The sequence below is a fragment of the Limibacter armeniacum genome (assembly GCF_036880985.1).
Taxonomy (GTDB): Bacteria; Bacteroidota; Bacteroidia; order Cytophagales; family Flammeovirgaceae; genus Limibacter; species Limibacter armeniacum.
In genome coordinates, this window is record NZ_JBAJNO010000007.1 from 45,203 (window position 1) to 57,727 (window position 12,525).

The following is a 12,525-nucleotide window of genomic DNA, read 5'->3' on the forward strand; positions in this document are numbered from 1 at the left end:
TGATAAACAAGTACTTAAAGTTTAATTTTTTAGCAAAAAAACAACCCCATAAACTTGCACTAAAGAAAGAAAATCTACACACTGAGGGAGGACGGCGCATCCCCTTTTTAATGAAAAATATGAGCGAAGCGAATGCCGCTAACCGGGGCGGGTACAGACAAGGGCAAAAGCCCAGGAAAGAAAGCTACCCCGACGGAGCCACGGCTGCAGAACCCCTATGGCTGCAATTACTGCCCATGGCTTGGGCCAAAAGCAAAAGGAATTGGCAGTGGGATGGCTTGTGCGGCTTTTGCTTTTGGAATCGAGGGTTGGCATTTAGCGGCCATGGCTACCTTGCAGCATAAGGGGTACTGGCCAGTGGCGCAGTGGGGATTAGCTTTTCGGAGGGGTATTGCCCTTGACTGAGTGTGGTGGGAATAATCGCTAGAGGGGCATTTATTGGGGCGACCACTGCCCTATCGCGAAAACCAACCCTTTGCGGTGGGTGGGTTTGGCGCTTCAGCCCTCCATGCGAAGTAAAGCCCCCGGCGCCCAGCGTGGGAACCGCTGGCAGCAGGCGAATGGGAGCGGCAGACCGAAGTGGGATTTTGTGGGTGGACTGGCTGCCGAAACCCGCCGGATGACAGTGGCTAGCAGGGCATGGCAGTGGGGTGTGGGTTTTACGTGCCATCAGTTACTTCTTTCATAATCAAATGAAGATGCCTTTATATTGGTTTAAGTTAAAAGTCATTTTTTAGTTATGCATTTAAAATTAGTGGCAATAGCATTTTATTTATTTAGTATTGGAGAAAATTATTTAAACTCTACCATATTTTAAACTTATATGAGATATACAATCTTACTCCTGTTTTCATGCCTTTTATTTGCCTGTTCATCTGATACCGTTGATCTAGACGGTGATAATAATCCTGATGATTCTTTAGATAAAAAACCTACTAGATATTTATCAAGGGTTTTAGAAAATGGTAAAGTCATCAGGGAATTGACAAAATATGATAGCTATTGGGAACTGAATTTCACTGGGGGTATTTATCAGTACTATTTCAATGCTGAGGGACAAATTACCCATAGTAAATTGGTACAAGATTCACTGAACAAAAAAGAAAGGGAATATCACTACAATGATAATGGACTCCTAACTGATATCTTTTCCTATGATCTTGGTGATGGAACAAAAGCTCTTACCTTAGCTTATACATTCTCATATGATGGCAATGGAGTCTTCAAGAAATTGGTGCGAGAAAGGGCTGCTAATAAGTACATAAAAAAGAGCATTATGAAAATGGAAGTCACTTCCTATGATGAACATTTGCAACCAACCAGTCTCCATATAACTGGATATACTAATGGAGAAGTAACATATACAGATGACGTTGAATATGTTTATGACGATAAGGTTTCTACTTACTTTGGGCTTCCTGCTCCCATTACCCTTCAAATATCGGGACATTATACTCCATACTTGGTCAACAACTTCTCTTCCTTTACTGTCAAATATGAGGATGGCACTTCAAAAAAGGTAGACGAAGTATTCACCTACGATGAACAAGGCTATCCCATTCAAGGACAAGGAGGTAATGATCAGTTTAAATATGAGTATTTGCCTTGGAATTGAGATCAATAGACAATAAAAAAAACCGCCATCTCCCACAAACAGGGAAATGGCGGCTTTCCATTTAGCAACCTTCAAGGTAATCTAAGATACCTCCCAACTCCCATTCCACAGGCCTGCGGACTGGATCAGCTTTCTAAACTTATCACATTGGGAAGGTTGGTGGCGGCAAGCGGATTGATACACTTCTTTTAGCTCCTGAAGTAACTGGAAACGCTCGATGCCCAGCATCAGGTCTGGAGCAGTCACTCGTTCCAAAAGGTAAAAAAAGCGCACAGGGTCAGAAACATATTTTTTCTGTAAAGTCATCAGGTTAATAGGTTTTAGTTAAAAAAAACAACCGTATCCCCTTGGTAAGGAAACGGTTGCGTAAATATACTAATCAATACGATTTATTGAAATGCTTTTATAGTGAAAGTTGGTACCGATCCTTGAGCAGCTTCAGCGTATAGCTCTTCACGCTGGTGACCTTACCGTCCTTGACCCCCATCTTGATCTCATTGACCAGCTTCCAGATGCCGGTCTCCCCTTCTACCCCTACTTCCTTCACGACTACCATGGCCTGTCCGCTTGAAAGCTCCAGCTCCAGCAGCCGTGCATGCAGGCGGCGGTGTTTTTCGCTTTCAAAGGTAAATGTCTTGGGGACTGTCTCCCCGATGGTAAGCTGCTTGGGCGCTACACTGGAGGGACTGGCTGCCTTTTCCACTGCTTTCACTTTCACTTTCTCTGCGGGCTGCTTCAAATTCATCAGGAAACGGATGGCTGTGATCTTGTTGCGCTGCTTTTCGGCCTCTTCCCAACTTACATCCATATCGGTCTTTTCGGTAATCTCGGCGCAGGCCTTGTCCAGCACGGTCTGGCGGAACTTGCCAAACTTCTCGTAGGTCTTCAAACCGGCAATGCCCAGTATCTCCTTCAGTTCCTCGACGGAAAATTCCCGGCTGGCATAGCGGTCCACCCCTTGCTGCAACAGCTCGTAGATGCGGATGGCATAGGCACTCTTGAGCTCTGCCACATTGCGGTAAAGGTAAGAGGTGAAGTTCTTCTTCAGGTCCGTGATATGGGGCAGGATATGGCTGTTGAACTCAAAGGTGAGTTCCCCACGCATATTGTCGGCGACAATCTTGCCGAATACCGGCACATACTCGCCCAGCTGTACCTCGCCCTTGTCGTCGGTCTGCTCAAAAGCCACCATGGCAGAGGCCACACTCTTGCAGGCTTTCCGAAGGTCTCGGTACTGGCTGCTCTTGAGTTTGCGCTCGCCGAAAAAGTCCTGGAACTCGATCGTTAGCGGCCTGGAGGGCTCCGCACCATCCAGTTCGGTAATGGAAAAGAGAATCAGCTTCTGCTCCAATGCCGACAGGCTTACCTTCTCCCGGGCATTGATCAGGGCATTACTCTTGCGCACCTTGCGCGTCGTTTTGGTGATATGGTAATTCATAGGTAAAAAGTTCTCGTGACGGTTGTACAACCATTAGGGTATCGGAACAACCAAAAAGGTATCGGACGACGACCAAAAAGGTATCGCACAACAACCATTAGGGTATCGCTTAACAACCAAAAAGGTATCGGAGTGCAACCATTAAGGTATCGGAAGGTTACTTAAAACACTGTAAATCTGATAGATACACACCCTACAAATAAACAAAGAAAACAACCTTAACAAATCTCACAATACCTGGCAGTGCTCAAGAGAATTATAATAGTTTCAATTTTTTTATATCAGTTATCCAGTGTAAGGTTCTTCAAAAACCCTGTAAATGTGCACTGTACCTTGAAATGACAAGGCAAAAAAGGCACGCCAACGACCAAAAAGGTATCGGAAAACCCAATATTAACCGAGACAAGGCCCGTAACACGGTTGCGACAACCATTAAGGTATCGCATGCAGGGACCGGTTTTGGACAAAACACAGGGTTATCTAATTATTTTGAAAAAACCTTACATGCCTTTTGTCTGCATTTTGTTTACAACAAATACAGGACATTTCCCGTTGGGGTAGCTTCCGTTTGAAGCTTTCCACAAGCGATCAGGCTGCGGGCAAAGTTATCTTTTAGTGTAAAAAAAAGAAATTTTTTGCCCTTAATTCTCAATTTTCTATACTTGCAATTAAATAATAGTGTAACAAACGGGATAAACGGTAAGTAAAACGTATGATCGGGGAAAACATCGCAAGGCTTCGCAAGAAGCAAAACGTCAAGCAGAAGGAGCTGGCCGAAAAGGTAGGCCTTTCGGTGCAGGGCCTTATCAAGTGGGAAAAAGGCTCGGTGGAGATTCCTTACTCGGGGCTGTCAAAGGTGGCCGAGGTACTGGGCGTACCGCTGGATTACCTGGTAAAAGGGGAGCCGGCACGTGTGATCTCCTTTATCAACTCCAAGGGGGGCAATACCAAGTCTTCGCTGCTGCGCCAGATCGCCATGGGGCTGATTACCTTGGATGAGGGAACCCGTGTGCTTTGCGTCGATACCGATCCGCAGCAGACGCTGATGATGTATGCCGAAAACGGGGTGCACGAGCGCATTGCCGTGGAGGCGTTTGACTCCCGCTCGATTGCCGTTTCTGAAAAGTACCGCAAGCTGATTGACGAGCAGAAGTATGCCTACGACTATATCCTGGTGGACACTGCGGGTTATGTGGCCGTTACGGACCTTTTGACCAGCATTATCGCCTCTTCGGATGTGGTGGTGCCGATCACCCTGAACGAAACGGCTTTGGGGCCTACGATCTCCTCGATCAGCAACATTGCCGAGGTCAGGGACAGCCTTTCGCTGCCGACCCGCATTTTCGGGATCAAGAACCGTGTGAACCGTTCGGTGAAGGAATCCAAGATGCCTTTTGAGCTGGACGGTTATTTGGGGCTAAAGCTGCTGGAAAATTACTTGCCGGACAGCATCCGCTACCAGCGGGATACCAACTTTTCGGATACCGACGTTTCGGAAGAAGTACAGCTGATGGCCCGCGAGCTGCTTGTAGGCCTTAGCGTATAATCCTTTCCGTTTTACCGTATTCCCTAACGATATCATTACCCATGCTGAACCTGGATAAATTCAAGGCCAAGGAGGCCGAAAAAGCCAAGAACCATTCAACCGATTTCCAGCAGGCTGCCCAAGCCGAGGAGCAGCGGCAGATTACCTTCAAGACGCCGGCGGGATTCCATGTGGATCCGGCACTGGAGGCGCTGATCCGAAAGCAGACCGAGCAGGAGGCTGCCGAGTTTGAGGAGTCTGTACAGAAGGAGGGGGTGCGGGAGCCGATCCTCTACTGGCGCCACAGCGTTGGCCATTCGGTGGTGGAAACCGTGGTGGATGGTCACCACCGTTTGCGTGCTGCCCAGCGCCAGCGCATTGAGTATGTGCCTTGCCGTGAGCTGCACTTTGCTTCGGAGAATGAGGTCAGGATCTGGATGCTCAAGAACCAGCTGGGGCGACGGAACCTGTCGGATGCGGAGAAGATCTCGATCGGCTTGCAGCTGACCGCTTACCTGGAGGAGGAAGCCAAGCGCAACCAGGGCCATGGGGTAGAGAGTGAGAAGATTGACCGTTTGGCGCAGGTAGCCGAGCTGACCGATACCAGCCGCCGGAATGTGTCGAAGATGAAGAAGATTGCAGACTCTGGCGATGATGCGCTGAAGGCGGCCGTGATGGCGGGTGAGAAAAGTATCCACCGTGGGTATGAGGAGCTGAAGAGTCGTGAGCAGGAAGAGGAGAAAAAGCCTACTGCCAGCAAGGGCAAGCTGTATGCGGAGCCTGTCAAGAAGCTGTTCCGGAAGGCGGAACTGTGGAAAGCGGGCAAGCTGACCGATGACCAGTTTCGGGATGAGATGGAGAAACTGATGGGGTTAAGTGATTGAGAATAAGTAGGGACTTGAGTTTGTGCAAATTTGCACAAACGCTTTTGCCTGTAAAGATATTCGAGTTTTAATACTGAAAACTTAGGAGTGGGAGACCCTTGTGCAAATTTGTATAAGGGTCTTTTTTGTGGGGTATTTTTAGTTAGATGTAAATGACATCATTTGAATATATGTATATAATTCATGTTATTTAAGTACAAGACACTTAGCTAAACACCACTATCTGAAATGAATGGATTAATCAAAAAATACAATTTAAAACGTTTGGAACTGATCGATATGGTGGGAATAGCTTCTATGCAAATCGCTCGATACGATAAAGTTGGAGAACTTCCCAGAGGCTTTGATTCAATTGGGGAGCTGAGACAGTATCATGAAATGCTGCTGAAGCAGTATGAGATGTATACTGAAGTGTTTGAGGACTTACTGAAATATTCTTCCACCTAAAAGGGCGAACACTGCCGCAACTGCGAACACCCAAACCTTTGCCGGGGGGTGGGCCTGGCTACTTAAAGTCTAGGCGGACATCCGTTCTGGCTATTTGGGAGGGAACTTCTTGCTTTTGGCGGGACAGACCCAAGTGGCTTTTTTGTGTGCCGGATGGCTGCTCCCGATGGCACGGCAGACCGAAGTGGCCAATAGCGGGGTTTGGCTGCCGTTGCCCCTGCGGAAGCCCGAAATGGATTTGCAGGTAGGTTGGCTGGAGCAGGCCTGCCGCTTACCTTTCCGCTGCCAGTTTTTCGCCTTCTGTCTCCAGCCTGATCTTGGGTAATTGGTACCTTGCTTTCTTGTACAGTTCGGCTCGCAGCAGCAACATTTTCCTTAGGCTTATGGCCACTTTCTCCTTTTCTGTCAGCAGTTGTTTCTGTTTCAAGAGTAGTTCCATTGGGGTGATTTCGTGCTTTTCGTAGGCCTCCTTGACTATGGCAAACAGCTTCTCTTCCAGTTGTAGGATTTCCTCCAGTACCTGATGGTGTTCCAATTCCCCTATTAGCGTTTGATGGTCGATCATAACTTCCTGCAAAAGGGCATTCATCTCCAGCTCGTTTACTGCCTTGATTGCCGATAGCTTTACTGTTTTGACTTGGGTAGCCTGCCTTGCCTCATAGACCTTTCCCGTTCCCCAGCTTACCGACGGCAACCCGAAGCTGAAGCCTACTGTGGGCATATACTTCATCCACTTTCCCCGCTCCAGGTATAGGAATTCTTCCTGCTCTGCAGCCATCTTCCTGTGGTAATATTCCATGACCGATGCACTTAACGAATCGACGGATACGACACTGATCTGTGCCCAACTACTTGTACTTATAAAAGAAATCACCAATCCCACGGTTAGCATAACTTTTTTGTAATGGGGGGTGTGGGGGGTATACACTTTTCGCATTCTGTGTACACAGTTTTTGGGGCAAATGTTTACACTTTTTTTCAGGGTCAAATTTTGCATTTCCAAGAGGTAGAGGGGTGGTACAAATCCAAGGGGCTAGAAGCTGGAGCGTTTGAACGAATTGAAGAAGTAGCGGGCAAACAGCATAAAGATCATAAAGCAGCCTCCGATAAACCGCAGGGAGGTGTCGCCCACCTCAGCGGCGAGGTAACGCAGTACGGCAAGTCCGCCAAACAGCAGCAGGAAATAGATGCTCATATCGATCTGCTGCAACTCACGGCCTACATAGTTCTGCACGATCTCGGCGACCACTTCGCGGGTCAGCTCCGGTTCCTTGGCTAGCCTTTCACACAAGTCCACCATCATGCGGGGGTTGCCTTGGCTGGCCTCGTAGATCGCATTGCGGGCATAGGTATAGTCCTCGAACTTGATACCTGCCGATAGCCGGTAGATCATCTTCAGGCTGTCGGCTCTTGATAAAGGTTTCAGCTCGATACGTTCAAAGTTCCACAGGAAAGTGGAGTTCTTTAGGCTTACACTCCTGGCTGCGGTGATTATTACAAAGTGTCGGTTGAGTTTCTCGAGTGCTTTCACTACGGTGGGGGTGACCCCGTCCATATCCGAGATTTGCAGTACATATTCCCCCTTCTGCGTAACTGCCATCAGGATATCGCAGCAGCTGATAAGCGACTCCTTGCTGAGCCGGTTGGTGAGTTGCTCTTTGGAGATATCGCCAAACATCAGGCGCTTCAGCTCTTCCTTGTTGCCGTCGAGAATAAAAAGGATCGCATTCAGCACCGACTTCTTGAACTGCTTGGTGTCGTCAAAGACCAGTGTAGGCCGCAGGGCGCAGACGTTGTCCAGCAGCTGCTTTTTGCCTACGCCATAGGCACCGGTGATAATTACGTTCACCCCTTTTTCCAGTGCCGACTGGATTTTCATCACCTCCTCTTTCCGGCCGATCAGAAAGTCCTTGTCCAGTTGCTGGTAATTCAGGTTCAATACCCTTTTGCGGGAAAAGCGTCTGCGCAGTGTTTTAAGCCAGCTTTTCTTTTCGGTGCGGTTGATCATCTGACGCAGCTTCTCCTTATCCGCATGGGCATAGATCAAACTAGTGTCCACTTTCTCATGGCCCAGCAGGTCCCGGATATCCTCCAGCTTGGCATCCTCTGCCCTTAGGTGCGTGGCAAACGTATGGCGCAGCTTATGGGGATAAAGCTGTAGGTTGGCTACTTCGGGTACTTGCCTTTCGAGCCGCTTGAGCATATTGTAGACGGCGGCCCGGCTGATGGGTTTGTTTCGGTAGGTAAACAAGAGCTGTTCCCGTTCGATCCTTTGGCTGGAGCAGTAGTGGACCATGGCTTCCAAGAGGTCATCGGCCATGGGGATTTGCCTACTTTTTACTTTGCCCCGCTTTTTCAAACTCTTTTCTACGGTAAGCATCCGGTGCTTGAAATCGATATGGCGCAGCCGGATGGCGAGCATCTCGGAGACCCGTAGGCCGGCACGGAGCATCAGCAGCACCATCAGCCGGTGACGTGGGTTGTCGATACTTTCCAAAAGGGTAGAGGCCTGCTGTCGGGTCAGGAATTTTGGGGAGGTGGTCATAAATATTTGATAGTTAAAATCTTATATGCTTAGTGTTATGTGAAATGTATATGGTACTTTTTTGTAAATATTAGATGTAATTGGATTTGAACTATTCTAATATGAACTTATCTTTATAAGATAAACTATTTTTTAAAAGCTAAGAACTAAACTAACATGAACAAGGAAAGAGCAATAACATATAGTCTATTAGCCCATATAAGAAATAAAGGAACTTTAGTGGAAGGACCTATAGATATATTCAAGCCTCTTATTAAGAGAACTCTATCAAAACTTAGTAAAGATAGGGGGCAAATGAAGGGAAATGGAGTTAATGTAAAAGGTAATAGTATTCTTGAAATTAAAAAAGTGTCTGATGAGTTATACTCAATAGATTTTCCAATTCCAGTATTGAGAAATATTTTAAATGAAATTAGTGATGATATAAATACAAATGGAATTACTCATTTTTGTATTTATCAAGATAACTCTTTTGAAATATATAATTATGAATTTGATGATTATGATGATGTAATTAATAAACAAAAGAAAGTTGTGAATAACTTGGAGAAGTTATATCTTGATTTCTGTAAGTCTGAAGGTTTAAAAAATGTAAAAGGCGGGTCTATTTTTAAATTTATTGAAAAGAATAAATTTAACTTATCTAAGTATATATCAAATAAAGAATATTTAAATGGTAATAATTATACTCAAGAAGCTAAGTTTATTAACTTTTTCAAGAAAATACCTCAAGTGTATGAGCAAATTAAAGATATATATTTAGGAGCTATTATTACTAGTTTTATTGAATATGAAACTACTGATATTGAAAGGGATGTTGAATTGCTGTTAGATACTAATTTTATAGTTAGTTTGATTGATCTGAATACACCTGAATCTACTCATACATGTAAGACTCTTATAAATATAGCTAAACAAGAAGGGTTTAAAATTAAGGTTTTAAAAGATACTCTTGAGGAGACTAAAGGGTTGTTGACAGCTAAAGCATCAAACTTTCATAAAAGTTTTTTACAGAAAAAAATAAATTCAGAAGATGTTTATAATGCATGTGATAGAAAAGGATTTACAAAGGTTGACTTAGAAAGGATTATAGATAATATAGAAGATATAATAAAAGATCTGGATATACAAATAGTTTACTTAACGGATAAAGATAAAAATAAAGCTAGATTTTCAAATGAATTTACATCTTTGAAAAATGTGAGAAATAGTGAGCAAGCAGCTTTACATGACTCTTTAGCATTATTATATGTTAAGGAGAAAAGAGGGGGATTGGTTAAGGATTTTGATAAAGTTAATTGTTGGTTTGTGAATAATTCTGCTTCATCTGATAGTGGATATAATATAAATAAAAATAGATATCAGCCTGAAACAATTAAAGCAGATGAGCTATTAAATATCTTATGGCTCAGTAATCCTAGAGTGAATAAGTCAATAGATTCTAAAGATTTAGCTGAAATAGGATTAACTTCAATAGTGTCATTTACATTAAATAAAGCTTTACCCAAAGCAAAAATAATTCGAGATTTAGATGAAAATATACAGAAGTATGCTAAAGAAAAAATAACTGATCAAGATATAATTAGGATATCAACTAGAATAGTTGATAATCAATTAAATGATATTGAGGAACTTAATAGCATTTCTGAAAAGGACCAAAACTTATTTGTTAAAAGACTTGAAGAAGAGTCTAAGAAGCAAAAAGAAATTGATGATAGAAGAATTGAAGGTATAGAGAGAATAATGAAAGAATTTGAGGGTAAGATAAATAAGACTGAAGAGTTATATAAAAAAGTTCAAAGGTCTAATAAAGAATCAAAGGAAGATAAAGAAAATAAAAATAAGTATATTAAAGAGTTAGAGGATAAAATTAAGCGATCAGAACAGAAAGAAAAAGTCGTGAAATTAAAGGAGTGGGAAGATGGTGAGTTGATGAAGTGGAGAAGGAAATCTTGGATTAATTTATCTATATGTATTTTATTAATAATTACTAGTTTTGTAATTATTTTTATCGTATGCGATGGAGATACTGAGAATTTTAATGAATTATTAAAAGGTATTAAATCAAGTGTTTTGTTTCCATTATTTTCTACTTTAATAAGTCTTATTTTTTCAATTTTCATACTAAAGGCATTGTATGATAAATATCATAATCATTCAAATATTCAAAACTACTTGAACAGATTAGATAAGCCTGATTATTTATAATGGTGTTGTTTTATTAAATGTTTACCATATTAAAATAAAAAAAATAGTATGATATTAACTTTAGATATTTAATATTTAAAATATTATACCACAAACCCTTTTCCCGCTAGGCGCAGCTGAGTAGCATTTTATTTGATTGGAATAAGGACCTGCAACCTTGGTTGCTGGTCCTTTTGATTTATGATTAAGTGCCTCTACTTTTTCAGCAGTTCATCCAATGCTTCTACTGCCTTATCAACTGGTTGGGAGCTATGGTAAGATAATGCTTGAAGCAGCCTGGATTTGAGGGTTTCCTCAAAACCCTTTTCCCCAAAGTCTTTTATCTCGAACGAGATGGCGAAGATATGGTAAAAGGCTCCACCTAATGAGCCTCCGGTGCCTGGCTTCAGATGGGTTGAATAGGAGATATCCTTCAGCTTCTCTTTTAACAGGTCTCCGTATAGGGTATTGCTGCTGTTGAAAAGTTCAAAGAAAGCGACAAACTCCCCCTTGTCTTTCACCCTTTTTATATCTACCCAAACCCTGAACTTGTGTGCTGCGTCAAGATGATTTTTTATTGTTTCTGAGAGCAGCTCGCTATCTGCATTGAAGTGGAAAAACTTATGCTTGGATGGGTAGATACTCGAGGCGTTAAATCCTGCTTCGGCCATGGCGTTCACTACCGCATTGGTGACATACCTTAGCAGGTCGGCATCGAGGTTGATCAGTTTTTGAATGTTTTCTGCATTTTCATGAAATGATGTGAGTGTTGCATCCATTCTTTGTAAGTAGTTTTTGTCTTGATAAAATGAGTTGATGTTTGAGGTGTATTCTTTCAGGAAGAGCAGGTGCCTGTCGTCACTTCCCAGATAGACGGTGGGTAAGTTTCTGATTACCCTGTCTGCCAGCTCCTTGTGCGTGATGTTCACAAATGGAGGGTTTTCAGGCATTGTAATGGGGTGGAGCGAAAGCACAATTCCCAGCTTGTGGGGGCCATCCACCTCAACTGCATTCCAGTATTCTTCCAGGTCGTTGTAGAGGGCTGCATCCAGCTTGTTCTCGATGATGATGGCCCACTTGGGGTTTCCCTCTTCTACCGCTTCACATTCCTTGAGCACGAGGTCAATATACTTGCCTTTTGGGGTCAGGATTTCCCGCTCTACCGTGAACTGTGTTTCATAGTTTTCCCTGTCCGACTCGAAGCTGGGCATCTTGTCTGCATACAATCCCAGCAAGGCATCGAAAAACAAGGCACCTAAGTTGTGCTCTTCTTCCTTGTCCAGGTAAAACCTTAGCATGTTACTGTTGACGGTTTCCCGTTTGGGAAAACCTGCTATCTCGAAGATGTTTTTTCGGGTGTCAGGTTTTTTTGGAAACTCATTGACCAGTGATGCAATCCAGTCAAAGTTCATGGGTGTTTCATTCATTCTTATTCTGTCCTTTAGGTTATCAGTTATGTTGCTTGAAGCCTAACTTAGGCTATAATCTATTTTACTTCTATACCCATTTTATGCCCATAGGGTTGATATTCACTTGTCCGTTAGCTGCCATTAGCAAAGTGATGGTGTTACTGTTTGAGGCTTTGGCTACCTTGCTGGTGAGGGGCACTGCTAGTATGGTTTTAGGTTTTTCATATTAACTAATTTTGGGATTGACAGTTTTTAATTACTGCTCTCATCTTAGTTCTGAAATTATCCCATACTTCACTATCCCAGTCGCTTTTTTCCAATTCTTCTTTATATGAGTTTAGTTTTTTATCAAGTTCATCAGCAAATTTTGTAGCATTAATTGTCTTGGCTTCCAGAAGCTCTTTTTTAGGGTCTCGATTAATCATCCAACCTCCTGTAGTCTCTCCTTGATGTAGAATACCACAACGGATATGCT

General features: G+C 43.4%; 12 protein-coding genes. 6 read left to right on the plus strand and 6 right to left on the minus strand.

The window, feature by feature from the left end; genetic code table 11:
- Window positions 1-823: 823 nt before the first annotated feature.
- A complete protein-coding gene (locus tag V6R21_RS05820; RefSeq protein ID WP_334241653.1) occupies window positions 824-1,615 on the plus strand; it encodes a hypothetical protein in 792 nt (263 codons plus the stop codon).
- A gap of 81 nt (window positions 1,616-1,696) precedes the next feature.
- On the opposite strand, the gene V6R21_RS05825 is transcribed toward V6R21_RS05820, so the two are convergent.
- Together V6R21_RS05825 and V6R21_RS05830 are read right to left on the minus strand one after the other, a co-directional pair.
- Window positions 1,697-1,921, minus strand: coding sequence for a hypothetical protein (locus tag V6R21_RS05825; protein ID WP_334241655.1), 225 nt, complete (start codon window positions 1,919-1,921; stop codon window positions 1,697-1,699).
- 97 nt (window positions 1,922-2,018) lie between these two features.
- Window positions 2,019-3,053 carry a replication initiation protein gene (locus tag V6R21_RS05830; protein WP_334241657.1) on the minus strand — a complete coding sequence of 345 codons (1,035 nt, stop codon included), beginning with the start codon at window positions 3,051-3,053 and terminating at the stop codon, window positions 2,019-2,021.
- A 338-nt stretch (window positions 3,054-3,391) separates the two neighbouring features.
- On the opposite strand from V6R21_RS05830, the gene V6R21_RS05835 reads away from it, so the two are divergent.
- From V6R21_RS05835 to V6R21_RS05850, 4 genes are all read left to right on the plus strand, one after another.
- The gene (locus tag V6R21_RS05835; protein WP_334241659.1) at window positions 3,392-3,625 is read left to right on the plus strand and encodes a hypothetical protein; all 234 of its coding nucleotides are present in this window, start codon (window positions 3,392-3,394) and stop codon (window positions 3,623-3,625) included.
- A 140-nt stretch (window positions 3,626-3,765) separates the two neighbouring features.
- The gene (locus tag V6R21_RS05840) at window positions 3,766-4,599 is read left to right on the plus strand and encodes a helix-turn-helix domain-containing protein (protein WP_334241661.1); all 834 of its coding nucleotides are present in this window, start codon (window positions 3,766-3,768) and stop codon (window positions 4,597-4,599) included.
- A gap of 41 nt (window positions 4,600-4,640) precedes the next feature.
- Window positions 4,641-5,462: a ParB N-terminal domain-containing protein gene (locus tag V6R21_RS05845; protein ID WP_334241664.1), complete on the plus strand. Its 822-nt coding sequence runs from the start codon at window positions 4,641-4,643 to the stop codon at window positions 5,460-5,462.
- Between the two features lie 228 nt (window positions 5,463-5,690).
- Window positions 5,691-5,909: a hypothetical protein gene (locus tag V6R21_RS05850; protein WP_334241665.1), complete on the plus strand. Its 219-nt coding sequence runs from the start codon at window positions 5,691-5,693 to the stop codon at window positions 5,907-5,909.
- Between the two features lie 271 nt (window positions 5,910-6,180).
- Here V6R21_RS05850 and V6R21_RS05855 read toward each other — a convergent pair whose 3' ends face one another.
- Complete coding sequence (locus tag V6R21_RS05855) at window positions 6,181-6,846, minus strand: hypothetical protein (RefSeq protein ID WP_334241667.1); 666 nt, start codon at window positions 6,844-6,846, stop codon at window positions 6,181-6,183.
- A 96-nt stretch (window positions 6,847-6,942) separates the two neighbouring features.
- Window positions 6,943-8,454, minus strand: coding sequence for a tyrosine-type recombinase/integrase (locus V6R21_RS05860; protein WP_334241668.1), 1,512 nt, complete (start codon window positions 8,452-8,454; stop codon window positions 6,943-6,945).
- A 156-nt stretch (window positions 8,455-8,610) separates the two neighbouring features.
- Here V6R21_RS05860 and V6R21_RS05865 point away from each other — a divergent pair, with 156 nt between their 5' ends.
- Window positions 8,611-10,662, plus strand: coding sequence for a beta clamp domain-containing protein (locus V6R21_RS05865; RefSeq protein WP_334241669.1), 2,052 nt, complete (start codon window positions 8,611-8,613; stop codon window positions 10,660-10,662).
- Between the two features lie 194 nt (window positions 10,663-10,856).
- Here the strand turns inward: V6R21_RS05865 and V6R21_RS05870 are convergent, their stop codons facing one another.
- The gene (locus V6R21_RS05870) at window positions 10,857-12,068 is read right to left on the minus strand and encodes a PD-(D/E)XK nuclease family protein (RefSeq protein ID WP_334241670.1); all 1,212 of its coding nucleotides are present in this window, start codon (window positions 12,066-12,068) and stop codon (window positions 10,857-10,859) included.
- A gap of 212 nt (window positions 12,069-12,280) precedes the next feature.
- On the minus strand, window positions 12,281-12,525 hold a 245-nt coding region (locus V6R21_RS05875; RefSeq protein ID WP_334241678.1), incomplete at its 5' end, for a hypothetical protein.